Annotated in this window: 14 protein-coding genes; 10 read left to right on the top strand and 4 right to left on the bottom strand. The window is 54.4% G+C overall.

Translation table 11 applies throughout. The features are described 5' to 3' along the window. The first annotated feature begins 80 nt into the window (after positions 1 to 80). From MKY74_RS30960 to MKY74_RS30950, 3 genes are all read left to right on the top strand, one after another. The gene (locus tag MKY74_RS30960; protein WP_076177069.1) at positions 81 to 743 is read left to right on the top strand and encodes an S-layer homology domain-containing protein; all 663 of its coding nucleotides are present in this window, start codon (positions 81 to 83) and stop codon (positions 741 to 743) included. A gap of 384 nt (positions 744 to 1,127) precedes the next feature. Beyond that, the gene (locus MKY74_RS30955; RefSeq protein ID WP_076177067.1) at positions 1,128 to 1,571 is read left to right on the top strand and encodes a MarR family winged helix-turn-helix transcriptional regulator; all 444 of its coding nucleotides are present in this window, start codon (positions 1,128 to 1,130) and stop codon (positions 1,569 to 1,571) included. A gap of 15 nt (positions 1,572 to 1,586) precedes the next feature. After that, a complete protein-coding gene (locus MKY74_RS30950; protein ID WP_076177065.1) occupies positions 1,587 to 3,215 on the top strand; it encodes an MDR family MFS transporter in 1,629 nt (542 codons plus the stop codon). 109 nt (positions 3,216 to 3,324) lie between these two features. Here MKY74_RS30950 and MKY74_RS30945 read toward each other — a convergent pair whose 3' ends face one another. Beyond that, positions 3,325 to 4,476 (bottom strand): phosphodiester glycosidase family protein, encoded by a 1,152-nt coding sequence (locus MKY74_RS30945; RefSeq protein WP_076177064.1) that lies wholly within the window; start codon positions 4,474 to 4,476, stop codon positions 3,325 to 3,327. A 229-nt stretch (positions 4,477 to 4,705) separates the two neighbouring features. Then, the gene (locus MKY74_RS30940; RefSeq protein ID WP_076177063.1) at positions 4,706 to 5,482 is read right to left on the bottom strand and encodes an ABC transporter ATP-binding protein; all 777 of its coding nucleotides are present in this window, start codon (positions 5,480 to 5,482) and stop codon (positions 4,706 to 4,708) included. Positions 5,483 to 5,825: 343 nt separating this feature from the next. Here MKY74_RS30940 and MKY74_RS30935 point away from each other — a divergent pair, with 343 nt between their 5' ends. Both MKY74_RS30935 and rnhA read left to right on the top strand, forming a co-directional pair. Next, positions 5,826 to 6,290, top strand: a complete 465-nt coding sequence (locus MKY74_RS30935; protein ID WP_076177062.1) for an acyl-CoA thioesterase — start codon at positions 5,826 to 5,828, stop codon at positions 6,288 to 6,290. Between the two features lie 71 nt (positions 6,291 to 6,361). Further along, positions 6,362 to 7,030 carry a ribonuclease H gene (gene rnhA / locus MKY74_RS30930; RefSeq protein ID WP_076177061.1) on the top strand — a complete coding sequence of 223 codons (669 nt, stop codon included), beginning with the start codon at positions 6,362 to 6,364 and terminating at the stop codon, positions 7,028 to 7,030. A gap of 289 nt (positions 7,031 to 7,319) precedes the next feature. On the opposite strand, the gene MKY74_RS30925 is transcribed toward rnhA, so the two are convergent. Further along, positions 7,320 to 9,305: an alpha-amylase family protein gene (locus MKY74_RS30925; protein ID WP_076177060.1), complete on the bottom strand. Its 1,986-nt coding sequence runs from the start codon at positions 9,303 to 9,305 to the stop codon at positions 7,320 to 7,322. Between the two features lie 221 nt (positions 9,306 to 9,526). Here MKY74_RS30925 and MKY74_RS30920 point away from each other — a divergent pair, with 221 nt between their 5' ends. The 3 genes from MKY74_RS30920 (at position 9,527) to MKY74_RS30910 (ending at position 12,326) form a co-directional block, all read left to right on the top strand. Then, positions 9,527 to 10,396, top strand: coding sequence for an AraC family transcriptional regulator (locus MKY74_RS30920; protein WP_076177059.1), 870 nt, complete (start codon positions 9,527 to 9,529; stop codon positions 10,394 to 10,396). Positions 10,397 to 10,532: 136 nt separating this feature from the next. Then, positions 10,533 to 11,243, top strand: a complete 711-nt coding sequence (gene thyX / locus MKY74_RS30915; protein ID WP_076177058.1) for an FAD-dependent thymidylate synthase — start codon at positions 10,533 to 10,535, stop codon at positions 11,241 to 11,243. 102 nt (positions 11,244 to 11,345) lie between these two features. Beyond that, positions 11,346 to 12,326, top strand: a complete 981-nt coding sequence (locus tag MKY74_RS30910; RefSeq protein WP_076177057.1) for a Gfo/Idh/MocA family protein — start codon at positions 11,346 to 11,348, stop codon at positions 12,324 to 12,326. Between the two features lie 69 nt (positions 12,327 to 12,395). On the opposite strand, the gene MKY74_RS30905 is transcribed toward MKY74_RS30910, so the two are convergent. Then, complete coding sequence (locus MKY74_RS30905) at positions 12,396 to 12,788, bottom strand: hypothetical protein (protein ID WP_076177056.1); 393 nt, start codon at positions 12,786 to 12,788, stop codon at positions 12,396 to 12,398. Between the two features lie 198 nt (positions 12,789 to 12,986). On the opposite strand from MKY74_RS30905, the gene MKY74_RS30900 reads away from it, so the two are divergent. Both MKY74_RS30900 and MKY74_RS30895 read left to right on the top strand, forming a co-directional pair. Next, a complete protein-coding gene (locus MKY74_RS30900; protein ID WP_076177055.1) occupies positions 12,987 to 14,000 on the top strand; it encodes a helix-turn-helix transcriptional regulator in 1,014 nt (337 codons plus the stop codon). Between the two features lie 171 nt (positions 14,001 to 14,171). Continuing rightward, a complete protein-coding gene (locus MKY74_RS30895) occupies positions 14,172 to 14,966 on the top strand; it encodes an SDR family NAD(P)-dependent oxidoreductase (protein WP_076177054.1) in 795 nt (264 codons plus the stop codon). Positions 14,967 to 15,045: the final 79 nt, after the last annotated feature.

The raw sequence follows: 15,045 nt of genomic DNA, 5'->3' as shown, positions 1-15,045 counted from the left end.
TCCCATGGTGCAACCTTCCATATTTTCTTTGCGTCTGTAGGAAAGACAAGACCAAATTTTCCCGAAGAAGGTGTGGCTAGATGAAGAAGAAGCATGTTGTATCAGGAAGTGTTGCAGCCCTGGCGTTATCCCTGGCGATCGGCGGGTCCGTGTTCGCGGCAGGAGAGGGCTTTACGGATTTGGCGGGAGTCGCCGGTGCCGATAAAATCGCTGCGCTCCAGCAGCAGAAGCTGCTGAAGGGAGACAGTGATTCGGCCTTCCGGCCGCAGGCACAACTGACGAACGCGGAAGGAGCTCAACTGCTGGCAAACTTGCTTGCTGACGTGCCGGTCACGAAGGCAGCCGAGGGAAGCGAAACCGCAGCCCTGACAAACGTGAAGGCAGGCGCTTGGTTTGCTCCAGCTTTTCTTACGGTTACGAACCATGGCATCGCCCTTCCGGCTGATATTCAGCCAAGTGAAGGCATGACTCGTGAAGCTTTCACGCAATATTTGATCGAGACGGTGGAAAAGAAGGGCAACCTGCCGATGATCAATTTGGTACCTAAAGACATCGCGGATGACAGCAAAATGACGCCTGAGTATCAAGGGGCTATTCAGCGGGCGCTCGCCTGGGGGATTGCCGACCTGGACAGCAGCGGCAACTTCCGTCCCCAAGATCAAGTGACCCGGTCTGAAGCAGCGGTAATGGTGTACAACGCGCTTGAATTTTTAAAAACGCACAATTACCCTAAGCCGGAATAAAAGCGTCGAAAACGGTCACTGTTGTCAAACGGAAACGAGATCCGTCGATGAAGCACAGCCGAAAGGCACGACGAATATCGACAAAAAAGTCACCCTCGCAAAGGGTGGCTTTTTTTGTTGAGAAGACGCTTTTTAGAAAAATAGGAGGCGATCAAGAAAGGGGGAAACCTCTTTTTTCTGCTATAAAAAAAGGACAAGTCTCCCTAAAACCGCCTCTTGACTATCCGGCTGCGGAGGCGTAATATTACTTAAGTATTTAATGATTAAGTTACTAATTGATTAAAAATTTATCTATTAACAAATAATTAATTAGTGTCCTAATGCAACTGCGGCAATACGACGCGGATGGTCACAGATCCATACCACGCCAAGGAGGTCAACCGTTTGTCCAGAAATGAACAATTGTTTGAAGTGGCGGCGATGTTCCGGTCGCTGCTGAAAAGTATGTCCCATGAATGGAACAAAAACAGTGCCAAGCAGTATAATCTGACTTTTCCCCAGTTCCAGGTATTGTATGCATTGAAGCTCCGGGGCCCACAGAAGGTATCCGAACTGGCCGAATTGCTTGGCCTGACGTCTCCCGCCATAACGAGTTTGACGGATAAGCTCCTTGCTTCGGGTTATGTAAACCGGGAAAGGGCCGAGAACGACCGGAGGGTTGTGTATACCTCCATTACAGAGCAAGGGATGTCCACGATCGGGCAAATCGTTGAGGACCAGCAAGAAATCATTACGGTGTTCTTTGAAATGTTGTCCGAAGAGGATGTACAGCATTTGAGAAGGATCTTCTCATTAATGCTTTTGAATATAGATCATCATGAAGCATAGAGGTGAAAGAGGTACATGGAGCATTTAACGCTGAAGCGTAAAGTAACCATCATGATCGCGATTATGGCGGCGATGTTTTTTGCGGCCATTAACCAGACGATCACAAGCACGGCGATGCCGCGCATTATCGCGATCCTGGATGGTATGGATTACTATACATGGACGATTAATATTTATTTGTTAACTTCGACGATTGCGACGATTCTGGTCGGTAAATTGTCGGATATGTTTGGACGCAAGCCGTTCATCCTGATCGGCATCCTATTTTTCATGTTAGGCGCGTTCTTAACCGGTACTTCGGATAATGTGTACCAGTTCATCATTTATCGCGGGATTCAGGGTATTGGCGCCGGTATCATCCAATCGACGGCCTTTACGGCGGTAGGGGATTTGTTCCCTCCGCGCGAACGAGGCAAATGGATGGGCCTCATGACGGCGGTGTTCGGTTTCTCCAGTGTCCTTGGACCGACGCTTGGCGGTTATCTGGTGGATCATATCGACTGGCACTGGCTGTTCTGGATCTTCCTGCCGCTTGGCGTTGTCGCTTTTATTATGATTCTGACGCTGTTTCCAAAAGTGGACCGCAAGCACGGACAGAGCGTCGATTACGTAGGTTCTTTGTTCCTGACGACGACGATCGTTCCACTGCTTCTTGCCTTTTCCTGGGCAGGTACCGAGTACGAGTGGGGCTCTTGGCAGATTCTTAGTCTCCTTGGAGCAACCGTTGTATCTGCACTCATTTTTATTTATGTGGAAACCTTGGTGAAGGAACCGATTCTCCCGCTGCATTTGTTTAAAAACGGCGTGGTGACGGTCTCGAACTTGATCGGCTTTATTATGAACTTTGGCCTGATGGGAGCCATGATTTATATTTCCTTCTACGTGCAGGGCGTGCTGGCTATTTCTCCGACTTATGCGGGTTACGTCACGATTCCGATGTCGCTGTGTATGGTCATCACGAGTGCCATTACCGGTCAATTGATTGCCAAAATCGGGAAATACAAGCGCTTTGCCCTGATCGGGATGCCGGTTATGATTATTGGCATGGGCCTGATGATCTTTATGGATAACATCGCGATGACGATCGTCAGCACGATCATTTTCGGTATTGGCCTGGGCCTCGGGATGCCAGTCTTCTCGCTGGCAACGCAAAATGCGGTGTCGCATAAGGAGCTCGGTGTCGTTACCGCATCGACGCAGCTGTTCCGTAACCTTGGCGGTACGATCGGTATCGCTGTGATGGGTACGGTTATGTCGAACAGTTTGACGAAACATTTGAAAGAAGCGCTGCAGTCGCCGAGCGCGCCGGACTTCAGTTCCCTGGATCCGAAGACGGCACAAGGCCTGCTCGCCTTCGCCAATCCGCAGACACTCATGAACAAGCCACTGGTCGAAAAGACGGAAGCGAGCCTGCCGGAGCAAGCCAGAGCACTGTTCGTGCAAATGATCGACAGCATCCGGCACGCGCTGGGTGATACGCTGTCCACCGTATTCCTTACAGGTACGCTGGTGCTTGTCGTGGCTCTGGTGCTCGTGTTCTTCTTGAAAGAACTGCCGCTTCGTTCCACCAACCAGACACCGGAAGCGAACGCCTCGTCGGGGAATGCGAACGTGAAGCCGGGCAAGGCAGTAACGGCCGAATAATTCCGTTATTGACGGTATCATAGATCGATAACACTGATGAATATGAAAAGCCTGGGCGAAAGGAATTCGCTCCAGGCTTTTTTCGATAGGCGGGGCAGGGGGCCCCGTCTTATTGAAATTTCACGACAAGCGCATTGCTGATTTTCCGGCCGGGAGTGGTCAGGTACTTGCCGTTATAGTACAAACCGCTGGAAGCCCCGCCATCCAGGTTCATGGCCTGGTAGGCTCCGGCCTTCTTCATGATTTCCGCCAGCTGGGGAATGGTAGCTCCCCCGGTGGTCAGCAGGATCAGCCGGTGATCCCGGGTCAGGCCGAGCGCGCTGCGGGCGCCTCCACCGGTAAGAATCTTTGGATCTTTAAAGCCTTCCTTCTTCACATTCAGCGAAACTTTGCCGTTCACCAGCAGCCGCGGCCCGGCCTGAAGTCCGCCATCTATCCATCCCTGCTCAAAGGCTTGGCCAAAATCGGGACCGGCGATGATCCGCGCCAAGTGGTTGGCGTCATAAGCGAAGATCGAACGCTTGTCGCCGGGGCTTGGCATCTTGACGGTGCCATGGCTCACGATATAGCCGTATGGAGCCTTGTAGGCGCCGCTGGTATAAGCGTCAAAAAAGGTGCCGTTGACGGCTACCTTTGCGCCGCTGCGCTTGGCGATGCTGGAGAGGTCTTCGACCTTGCCGGGGGTATTCCCGGCGAGTACGACATCCAGCTGAATTTTCGGATGCAGCAGGTCGATCGTCACCGTCTGGGCGGAAAACGATCTGCCGCCGACCTTATACGTTTGACGTGCGCTCACGATCGGGTTTTTCAGGGCTTGTCCGACGTTTCGGGTAACGTAGGGGAGATACTGTTCCACTCCTTCCCTGGTCAGCTTGACGGCTGCTTCGTCCTTCTGCCAGCTGGCTTCAACGCCGAGCTTGCTGACGATGAGCGACAGCGGTACATAAACCGAACCGTTCTCACGGAACGGGGCGGCGGCTAGAGCGAGGCTAGTGCCGTCGAAAGCGGCCGACTTCTGCGCGAGGTGAAGCGTCAGACGGTGGTTGCCCTGGAAAATGTCGAGCTGCTTGGCGGCGTCGTTCCACTGGGTGGTCACGCCTTCGAATTCGGTCAAGGAGCGGACCGGCAGGAAGGAATAGCCGGTTTTTGCATCGACGATCACGACGTTTTTGACGGCCGAAGCGGCGGAGGCAGGCGCGGATGGCGCAAGGCACACCCAGGTAAGGCACATGATGAGTACTGCGGTTAACCATTTTTTCATGCTGCAAAAATATCCCCTTTGTCTCGAAATATAAACCAATGTTCAGGAAATCATTTCCTTACTAGTATATCGGCTTACAGAGCGGGAACTTTGAGCCGGATGTCATAAGGTTTATTCGCTAAACTATGCTGGGCGAAGCCGGACAAGCTCTCGATGGTGCAAGCAGAAAAAAGGAGGAACTTCGATCAACGAAGCCCTCCTTTTGCAATCCGCTCTGTAATCGCAGCGCCTATTCCGCTACGCGCACGTATACCCGGTCTCCGTGACGGTCGACCTCCACCGGGGATTCGAACAGGTCGCTGAGCGTGTCCGCGGTCAGCACGTCCTCGGTCCGCCCGCTGCAGACCGCCTCGCCGCGTCTCATCAGCATCACGTGGCTAAACGCCGGCAAAATTTCCTCCGTGTGGTGCGTAACGTAAATGAGCGTCGGAGCTTCCGGCTGCAGGGTCAGCTCCCGGATGCTGTCCAGCAGCTTCTCCCGGGAAAACAGATCCAGCCCGTTGCACGGCTCGTCCAGAATCAGGATGCGTGGATTGGCCATCAGCGCGCGGGCAATGAGCAGCTTCTGCTTCTCGCCCTGTGAGCAGGTGCGGTATTCGCGGTCCCACAAATGGCCGCAGTTCATCGTTTCCATCAACTCGCGGGCACGGTCGAAGTCCTCATCGCTCGTTTTGTCGTACAGGCCCACTGTGGCGTGCTTGCCGCTGACGACGATGTTCTGGGTGCGATCCGATCCGTACAGACGCTCCTGAAAGGAGTTGCTGACCCAGCCGATCGATTTGCGCAGCTCGCGCAGGTCCACTTCCCCGAAGCGGTGCCCCAGCACACTGACCGAGCCTTCGGACGGCCAAATATAACCGTTGACGATGTTCAGCAGCGTCGTTTTGCCCGAGCCGTTCAGGCCCAGCAGCGCCCAATTCTCTCCGGGCTTCACCTGCCAGCTTACATTTTTCATTAACGTATGCTGCCCGCTTCTCCACGTAATGTTCTCGATATCGATGATCATCAGGTTCCCTCTCTCTCTTGATCCGCAGTCGGATACATGCTGTTCTTCACATGTTAAAACAAATCCCGGTCCTGTCAATACCTGAGCCGAAGAAACGGCAGAGGATAACGTCCCTGGGATGCTCTGATCACTGGCCCCGTCTGGCGATTTCCTTAAATCATACGACGCGGGGAAAAGGGCTGTCGCCGCGATAATTGCTGAACGGGGGAAGCATTTTTTGCTATAATGGGCATCAGACAGCCGGAAATCGGGGCCTGATCCGGCCAAGCCGTCAAGCCGATGGGGAGCTCACGTGCTTATACGGCAGGCAGGAGAACAGCGGGTCCACAAAGGAGACATTTTCATGAAAAGGGAAAGCTTTATTCAGCCGGATGCTGCAGGCTGGCTGCAAAAGTTTCATTTTTCAATCCCGATCAAGGTGCGCTACTGCGAGACGGATATGCTTGGACATGTGAATAACGTCAGCTATTTTATGTATTTTGAACAGGGCAGAATCGAATACTTCGAGCAGCTCGGGCTGTTTGCCGACTTGTTCGGCGAGGAGAAAGTGATGGTGGTTGCCGACCTCGAGTGCCAGTATCTCGCCCAGATGTACCGCAGCGATCCGGTGCAGCTCCATGTGCGGGTGGCGTCGATCGGACGCTCCTCCCTGGACATTGAGTATGCCGTCGTCGCTTCAGGAGCACTGAAGGCGGCCGGACGCGGCGCGGTCGTGCTGATCGAAACGAAGAGCGGGAAGAGCACTCCGCTGCCGGAGGAAATCAAGGAAGCCATCCGGGCGTTCGAAGGAACGGGTCTGGCGCAATAGCCGTCTGCTTGGAAGAACGTCACTGTAGATGGGGAAAAAGATGCAGAAGCAGATAGGAGCAAATGCTAGTTATGGCAAAGCAAAAATTTTACGTCGTCTGGGAAGGGCATAAGCCGGGAATCTATACGTCTTGGCCCGAATGCCAGACTCAGGTGAACGGGTATACGGACGCCAAATACAAGTCCTACGAATCGCGCGCGGAGGCGGAAGCGGCTTATGCGGGCGGATGGAAGAAAAACTGGGGCAAAGCCAAGGCGTCGGGCTCAGCCGGAGGTTATACGTCCAAAGCAGCCAAATCCGGCAAGCCGTCTGCGTCGGCATCCTCGATGGAAGAGATCGATTACGACAGCATCTCGGTGGATGTCGGTACGCGCGGCAATCCCGGCCCGGTCGAGTACAAAGGCGTCGATACGCGGACCGGGGAAATTCTGTTCTATGTCGGGCCGGTTGAAAATGGAACGAACAACCTGGGCGAATTTATCGCGATCGTCCATGCGCTGGCGTATTTGAAGCAGAAGGGCAGCAAGAAGACCATTTACACCGACTCGAAGACGGCGCTGGCCTGGGTGCGCAACAAGAAACCGGCGACGACGCTGGCCCGTACCGAGAAAACGCGGAAAATTTGGGAGCTGACGGACCGCGCCGTGCAGTGGCTGCACGAGAACAAGTACGAGAACAAAATCGTGAAGTGGAAGACCGAGGAATGGGGCGAGATCAAGGCGGATTTCGGCCGGAAATAATATGGAAAAAGAGCCCGGAGCAGCTTGGAAGCGCTCCGGGCTCTTTGGTTTGCAGGAGAGTATGGGTTTAGGCGAAAGCATAAGCATGTATGTTCGCGACCGCTTGTATTTTTGCGTAAGTATGTGTTTATGCGTATCTGTACTGTGCTCTTTCGTTAGCATAGGGTTATGCGCAAGCCTGTATGTCCGAGTATGCGTGTGTGATTGCCAGTACGCTTGCGCTTGAGAGAAGCATGCGTTTATGAGATGGGGGCGTGTGTCTTGGGTAGAGACAGGCTGCCGCTGCTCGCTATTTCCCTTCCGGCTGGCCGTAATCCAGAACGACCATTTGGTGGCACTGCCACTCCGGCAGCTCATACGTGACGAGGCCGTTCTGCTGCCGGAAGTCGATAGGCGTCATCTGCGGCGCCAGGTATACGCCGGTGACCGGCTCGGAAATCCGCAGCTCCGCGGTTGTTCCACGGATCGGCAGCAGGTCCTCGATCACTTCAATGTTACGACCGCGCTTCACCGGCGAGGCGTACAGCGAATGATGGACATAACGCTTCTGGTCCGGCTGATGCTGAACCGTTGTTACGCCCTGCGCGGGAAGGTTCGTACGCAGCGTCTTCTCCGGCAGCAGACGGTTCAACGCGTACAGGACGGTTTCCTTTAAAACAAGGCTTCCCTTGGAAGCATAATCTTCGAACACGTTCCAGGCGATATAAATTCCGTTCGCATGCTCTACCATGCCCGGCCCGCCGTACTCTCCGCTGTTCGGTGTATGCTGATGGGAGCAGAACGTGAACGCGTCGCGGTTAAAATACGGATTTTCCCGTTTGCCAAGCTCGGTTCCGCCCTCGGCAAGCGTCACTTTCTGCCCCTCCGAATAGAAAATAAACGCCGATTCCTGCAGGCTCGCCAGCGGATGCTGCGGATGGTAGTAGTCCGGACGGAACGGATTGACGCCGGCGTGGCGAACGCCCAAGTCGATGGCAAATCCGCTGCCGTCCGGCTTCAGGCCCGACTCGCCGGTAGCAAGGATGCGCCCGCCGCCGGCCAAAAAGCTGTTCAGCTTGGCCAGGATCGCATCGTTGATCCGGATCCGGTCGGGCAGGATCAGGACGGCATACGGGCTGAAGTCGGCTTCCAGGTCGACGACGTCGAACAGGATATGCCCTTCCAGCAGCATGCGCACCGCGCCGGCGTCCGGATCGCCGGTGAAGCTGTCGTGGCCGCCAGTCGCCTGATGGGTGCCGGCCGCTTCCACCGACAGCAGCGCTACGTCGGCGACGTTGACCGCGTCACGGCACCACGCTTCCTTGGCTTCGACTTCGGCATAGGCCGCGCCAATCAGCCGGTAGGTGGCTTCATCCATCGCGCCCAGCGGATGCAGCTGGTCCCCGATGGAGCAGGCGGCGCCGTTCGCCAGACTGAGCGCGGCTTCATAACGCAGGGCGTTCGGGTGCTTATAGCCGCCGAATTCGCCCCAGGTGGTATGAAACTTGCCGGTCATGCCAAGGAACGGCATGCCCAGCGTCTGGGCGTAGCGGGCGGACAGCGGGAAGTGGTCGTAGCCCCAGCCCCCGGTCGGCAGTGACTCTAGCTCGAGATGCGAGTTCATGTGTGCAAGGTCGCGGCGTCCGCGGCGGATGTGGCCGCCGTTATGGAAAATCGGCAGCCCGGGTTTGTGCCGGTGCACCGTTTCTTTAACGCGGCTGGTGTAATTGGCGTAAGTTTGCTCCCAGAGCGGGCGCATGGCGCTTTTGTCCCGCGGGTCGATCCCCTGTTCGCGGGCCGCCGCTACGCAGGTGGCGCAATAGCACTCCCGCACCCCGACGATGTCCAGAAAGATGCCGTCGGCATCATAACGCTGCGCGACCTCTTCAATCTGGGACAGCAGAATGTCCAGATAAGGCGTATTCAGGCAGAGCTGGTGGTATCCCGGCGTGAACAGGTCGCCTTCGCGGCTGAAGCGTTCACGGATCAGCCATTCGGGATGCCGCACGGCAAGCCTCTCGTCAAGGCCTGCGGACAGGTAGACAGGAGTTCGTACCCCGATTTCGTGGGCGGCTTCAATCATGGCACCGAGCAGGTCGAAGGACAGTCCCGGATGCGTGACGTTCGCCTCGGAGGGATGGTATGCCCATCCGTGATGGCATTTGGAAAACACGGTGATCGAATCCACATGGCCAAGCTTCAGCGCCTGCTGAAACTGTTCCTTGCTGAAGCGGGTGCCGATGGGATGAATCGCTTCGGACGTATGAAAGTCGAGATGAACTTGGCGCATACGCATGGCAGATGTTCCTCCATTCAATAAGCAGAGATTTGAAAACGGCTTTGCACATACCCCTAAGGTAAAGGAAAATGGATACCGCTTCCATGCGGAATAGCGACTTTGTTCTGTCCGATATCGACTTTTGAAAAATGACCGAAACAGCATATTATGCTAGGATGAATTTATTGATGAGAAAGATCTGCCACGATATCGACTTGTGCAGGAGGTAGAGGAAGCCCATGAAATGCCTCGAGCTGGCGATTCCGCCGCTGCCGTCGCTTCTGACCGTCGGGCGCGCCGTATGGGCGCCTGGAAGCCGGCATCAGACCCGCAGCTTTGACGCCTACGATCTGATTCTGGTCAAAAAGGGCGCCATGTATATGCGGGAAGACGATACCGAATATGTCATTCAGGACGGCCAGCTGCTGCTGCTCGAGCCGGGACGTACCCATTGGGGCACTCAGGCTTGCTCGGAGCCGACGGCGGTGTATTGGGTGCACTTCCGGCACCCGGAGCCCCTGCGCCGGATGGAGTCGGAGGAAATTCCCTGGTCGGCGGTGCTCCCTCAAGGGCAGGACAGCGACGAGCATCCGGCAGAGCAAACGATGTATCTGCCGAAATTCGGCGATGCTCCTTTTCACCTGCTCCAGCCTTTGCTGGATCGGATGGTGGAGCTGCATCGCGGTTTTGCCGTGGAGCAGTCCTTGAAGCTGCAGGTGCTGTTTTGCGACCTGCTGGATCTGCTGCAGGCGGATTTGGGGCGCAGGCCGGGCTCGCGATCGGCCGCTCTCGCCCGGGAGACGGTCAGCTATCTGCAGCGCAGCTGGAACGAGCCTTTTCGCTCGGAGGAGCTTGAGGAGGCGCTGCATTTTCAATTCGACCACATTACCCGCTGCCTGAAAAAGTACACGGGCATGACGCCCCTTCAGTATGTGCAGCATTTGCGGATCAGCCAGGCGATGGTTCTGCTGGAGCAGACTTCGCTGACGGTGCAGGAAGTGGCAGAGCAGGTCGGCATTCCGAGCGCGAGCTTTTTCGGGAGGCTGTTCCGGGACCGTACGGGGATTTCCCCGGGGCAGTACCGCCAGCGCCGGCAGAGCCATTTATAGAGACTGGCGGTGGACAGGATTGGAGCCGGGAAGGCTTTCTTTGAACGCATGGCGAAATAGAAAAGCGGACCTCTTTTCGAACACACAACATCGAAAGAGTGCCGCACTGCTGTAGAATGAACTTAAGGAGGACGGTATGTCGACCATCGAAGTGCTGGATCAGGGCTATGTGCGTTTAGTGAATCATATGGGATCGGACTTAACCGTCGTTAATGCGGCCCGTGTCTCTTATGCCAAGCAGTCGCTGGAGTTGAACGAACGGGACGTGCGGCTTATCAAGTTCCTTGCCCGCGAAGGGCATACGTCGCCTTTTCGCCATGCCATCGTTCAGTTTGAGGTCTATGCCCCATTAATGGTGGCCAGACAATGGTGGAAATACGTGGTCGGGTCTGCCCATTATGAGGGGACCGGCGACAGCTTGGAGGCATGGAACGAATCAAGCCGGCGATACATAACAGAAGACCCTGCATTTTATATCCCAAAGGCAGGCGAGTGGAGGCTCCAGCCGGAAAACTCCAAGCAGGGCAGCGGCGGAGAGGTGAATTGGGAGCTTGGCGTGAAGCATACCCAAGAGCTGATGGGTTATGTGGAGCTGGGCATTTCCAAGTACGAAGCCGCCCTGGCGGACGGCATTTGCGCGGAACAAGCCCGGTTGTTCCTTCCCGCTTACGGGATGTATGTACGCTGGTACTGGACGGCGTCGGTTCAATCCGTCGCGCACTTCCTGTCTCAACGGCTGGAGCATGATGCGCAAAAAGAAATCCAGGAGTACGCAAAAGCGGTGCTCGAGCTGATCAAACCGTTATTTCCCGTTTCGCTGGGGGAGCTCCTTGGGAATGAGGAATAGCCAGTTCGATGCAAACGGAAAACTGGAAAGTCATGAAATGACCCATGACTAATAGTCTAAAATTCTAATATTCGTAATCTAACTTTGAGGAGGAATAATCACATGCCGAAAACGATCCAATGGGGTATTTTGGGAACGGGCTGGATTGCGTCGCAGTTTACAAAAGATCTTGCTTTTGCGGAAAATGGGGTGGCAGCGGCCGTAGGCTCCAGAACGCTCGACAGTGCTTCGCGATTCGCTGCTGACTATGGAATCGGGAAAGCATACGGCAGCTACGAAGAGCTGGCAAACGATCCGGACATTGACGCGATCTATGTCGCGACGCCGCATCCTGCGCATAAGGAAAACGTCCTGCTGTGTTTGAAGGCGGGCAAAGCGGTATTGTGCGAAAAGCCTTTTACGGTGAACGCGGGCGAGCTGGAGGAGGCCGTATCTTATGCCAAGGAGAACAAGGTTTTTCTGATGGAAGGAATGTGGACGAGATTTCTTCCGGTCATCCGCAAAGTGAGGGAATGGCTGGATGAAGGGCGGATTGGTGACGTTCAGCTCGTCAAAGCGGATTTTGGATTCCGTGCCGGCGTCAATCCGGAAAGCAGGCTGTTCAATCCGAGCCTTGGGGGCGGGGCACTGCTGGATGCCGGGATTTACCCCGTGTCTTTTGCATCGATGATCTTTGGGGCTGAACCGGAGGAAGTGTCGAGTACCGCTCAGATCGGCAGTACCGGCGTGGATGAGCAGTTCTCTCTCCTGCTGTCCTATGGCCCAGGCAAAACCGCACAGCTGAACGGGGCCATACGCCTGAATATGGACAATGAAGCATGCATTTACGGAACGGAAGGGTATATTCGAATTCCTTCCTTTTTGAACGCGACCAGAGCTGCGTTATATGTCAACGGCAGTGAAGAGATTTTTGAAGATGACCGGACATCGCTCGGGTATGCGTTTGAAGCCGAGGAAGTGGCAAGATGTCTGGCGGAGGGGCGGACCGAAAGCTCGGTCATTCCGCTTGAAGAGTCGGTGGCGATTATGAAGCTGCTCGACCGGATCCGAGGTCAATGGGGACTCCGTTATCCGTTTGAGTAATGTTCCGATATTTAAATTTCAAGGAGGCCTGCTGCCATCCAGGAGCAGGTCTTTTGGTGTGTACACTACTTAATCAACAACCTTTTTACGGTTCATTACGGCTGTAGCAAGGGAGAAAATACCGAGGGAGGAGACCAGAAACAATACGGTTACATCCTGGATATAAACATAAATAGCCCCAACTAACGCTAACCCGGCTGCATTAAAAACAGCAAGTCTTGTTACAAGCGATCTTCTTGCGAATGCTGCCGCAGCGAAATGAAGAAAACTTACTACGGCATGAAATCCATACAGTATCAAAAAGAAAAACACAAACACGACGAAATCCCCTGGGCCGCTAGCGTATGGGGTATCGGATACCAGCGAATGGTTGATATGGACGACAAGGGCACCGTTTAAAATGCTTAGAACAAGGGAGAGAAGGCAGAGGTTGACCACCAATTCTTTTTTCGCAATATCCATGATATAACTCCTGAATTTGGCTTTTTCTATATCATAAACTATTCTTGGCTGGAAAGCCTAGACTGGGGCTTGTCGAAGATCTGTCACTTTTTGCTGGTTTCAGAGCGATAAGGACAGGTACTATAATAGCTGTACATCCATGACGAAGGTCGCCTATCCGATTACAATGAATGCGACTGCTTAAAGGAGGCCGCAGCTATGAGTTCCTATATTTCTGAACGCATAAAAATTCCGCCGGGATTGTGGGCAGGATTCCGTCAACTCGGGATTGCCCCGCATGACGTTGTCCGCAGCGCAGGACTCCCGCTTACGATCATTGCAGAACCCGAGGTCACCTCGGTCCAATATTTCGCCATTTGGCAGGCTTATTCCGAGCTGGCCGGCGACGTCGCCCAAGGCATCATCCAGCTGGCGACTGTCTTTGAAACGGCGAAATACCCGCCGACCGTTTTGGCGACGTATCATGCCCGTGATTACCGTGACGCGCTGTACCGGATGGCCCGGTACAAGCAAATGTGTCCCCCCGAGAGCCTGCGCATCACCGAGGAGGGAGAGCACTGCACCATCGAGCTGGGCTGGCTGCATCCCGGGGAGTCCGGCCCGCCGGTGCTGGTTGGCATCACGCTGGCATGCCTCATGGAGCTTGGACGCCGGGGGACAGGGCAGCCTGTGCAAGCACGGTCCGTTGAATTTACGCAGCCAATGGGTGATATCCAGACCCTTGAAAGTTATTTCGGCTGCCGGATCCAGGTAGGTGCGACACGCAACCGGCTGACGCTGCACCGGAGAGATCTGGATCGGCCTTTTCTATCGTACAACGAAGAGCTGCTGGACATTCTGACTCCCGCGCTGGACCGGTCCCTTGATGAGCAGCAGCGCAGCCGCTCGTTCCCCGAGACGGTCAAATGGATTCTGAAGCGCAGCCTCACGGCAGGGCGCCCCGACATCCAGGCTGTCGCCAGAGAGCTCGGGATGAGCGACCGTACCTTGCAGCGCCGGCTTACAGAGGAGAACACCAGCTTCAAACACCTGCTGACGCAAGCCAGACATGAGCAGGCGCGGGAATATTTGGCGGACCCTTCGCTTGATATTAAAGAGGTCGCTTTCCTGGTTGGATACGAAGACCAGAATTCGTTCTACCGGGCCTTCCGGCTTTGGGAAGGAAATACGCCTTCCCATTGGCGTGCTGAACATGTAAGTACGAACTCGTGAGCAGAGCCCGATTTTCGATTCGATTTCCAAACCTCGGACTGCTTCGGCTTGTCGGGATATTCTGTTATTTTATTGGCGTGTATAGCAAGAATGTTGGCGCAGCACACTAGTTACTGAACCCTCCTGGTCAGGTAATATGATCTCTATCCGGAGTAAAAGGAGTTTTTTGTTATGGATATGGGATTAAACAATAAGACAGCGTTAGTTACAGGATCTACGAAAGGGATCGGAAAGGCCATTGCCATCGAGCTGGCCAAAGAAGGCGTTCATGTACTCATTAACGGCCGAAACGATGCAGAGGTAGAACAAACGGTGAATGAAATCAAGGCGAACTTCCCGGCGACCTCTCCGCAGAAGGCGACGGCCGATCTTGTAGATAAAGGGCAAAGAGAAGCTTTATTTGAAAAATTCCCCCAGGTTGATATTTTGGTGAACAATATGGGGATCTATGAGATCATGCCATATGAGAACGTTGACGACGAAGTATGGGAAACCTACTTCCGCACGAATGTTCTTGCCGCCAACGGACTGACCAAATTTTATCTGCCTACCATGCTGAAGCAGGATTATGGGCGGGTTCTCTTTATTGCAAGTGAGGAAGCGTTGATGCCTTCGGGACAAATGCCTCAGTATGCCGTGACCAAGTCGATGCTGTTATCTCTGTCGAAGAGCTTGTCCAAATTGACGAAGGGCACCGAGGTTACCGTGAATACGATCATGCCGGGACCGACCCTCTCTGAAAATGTGCAGCAAATCATTGAGGGGATGTACGCTGACGAAGATCTGACCTTCTCGGAAAAAGAGAAGAGGTTTATGGCGGTAGGCCTGCCCCAATCGGAAATTCAGCGGTTTATCCGGCCGTTTGAAATCGGCAGATTGGCTGCTTTTGTATGCAGCCCTTATGCATCTGCCTTCAAAGGCGCTCCGATCCGTATGGATGGGGGAATGGTGCCGACAATTTTTTAATCGGTGTTGTTGTGAAAAAGAACCTTGGGCGGAATCCCGAGGTTCTTTTTGGTATTTCGCCGTAAAGAGCAACACCAAT

Source organism: Paenibacillus sp. FSL R5-0378, from assembly GCF_038009285.1.
In the GTDB taxonomy this organism is placed as follows: Bacteria; Bacillota; Bacilli; order Paenibacillales; family Paenibacillaceae; genus Paenibacillus_AQ; species Paenibacillus_AQ favisporus.
This window is presented reverse-complemented; position numbering and strand designations above follow the sequence as displayed.

What these genes read in the sequence shown, in the direction of transcription:
- MKY74_RS30960 (WP_076177069.1), top strand. Translation starts at nt 81, where the DNA reads ATGAAGAAGAAGCATGTTGTATCAGGAAGTGTTGCAGCCCTGGCGTTA.
- MKY74_RS30900 (WP_076177055.1), top strand. Translation starts at nt 12,987, where the DNA reads ATGAGTTCCTATATTTCTGAACGCATAAAAATTCCGCCGGGATTGTGG.
- MKY74_RS30910 (WP_076177057.1), top strand. Translation starts at nt 11,346, where the DNA reads ATGCCGAAAACGATCCAATGGGGTATTTTGGGAACGGGCTGGATTGCG.
- thyX (WP_076177058.1), top strand. Translation starts at nt 10,533, where the DNA reads ATGTCGACCATCGAAGTGCTGGATCAGGGCTATGTGCGTTTAGTGAAT.
- rnhA (WP_076177061.1), top strand. Translation starts at nt 6,362, where the DNA reads ATGGCAAAGCAAAAATTTTACGTCGTCTGGGAAGGGCATAAGCCGGGA.
- MKY74_RS30950 (WP_076177065.1), top strand. Translation starts at nt 1,587, where the DNA reads ATGGAGCATTTAACGCTGAAGCGTAAAGTAACCATCATGATCGCGATT.
- MKY74_RS30940 (WP_076177063.1), bottom strand. Translation starts at nt 5,482, where the DNA reads ATGATCATCGATATCGAGAACATTACGTGGAGAAGCGGGCAGCATACG.
- MKY74_RS30920 (WP_076177059.1), top strand. Translation starts at nt 9,527, where the DNA reads ATGAAATGCCTCGAGCTGGCGATTCCGCCGCTGCCGTCGCTTCTGACC.
- MKY74_RS30925 (WP_076177060.1), bottom strand. Translation starts at nt 9,305, where the DNA reads ATGCGTATGCGCCAAGTTCATCTCGACTTTCATACGTCCGAAGCGATT.
- MKY74_RS30895 (WP_076177054.1), top strand. Translation starts at nt 14,172, where the DNA reads ATGGATATGGGATTAAACAATAAGACAGCGTTAGTTACAGGATCTACG.
- MKY74_RS30935 (WP_076177062.1), top strand. Translation starts at nt 5,826, where the DNA reads ATGAAAAGGGAAAGCTTTATTCAGCCGGATGCTGCAGGCTGGCTGCAA.
- MKY74_RS30905 (WP_076177056.1), bottom strand. Translation starts at nt 12,788, where the DNA reads ATGGATATTGCGAAAAAAGAATTGGTGGTCAACCTCTGCCTTCTCTCC.
- MKY74_RS30945 (WP_076177064.1), bottom strand. Translation starts at nt 4,476, where the DNA reads ATGAAAAAATGGTTAACCGCAGTACTCATCATGTGCCTTACCTGGGTG.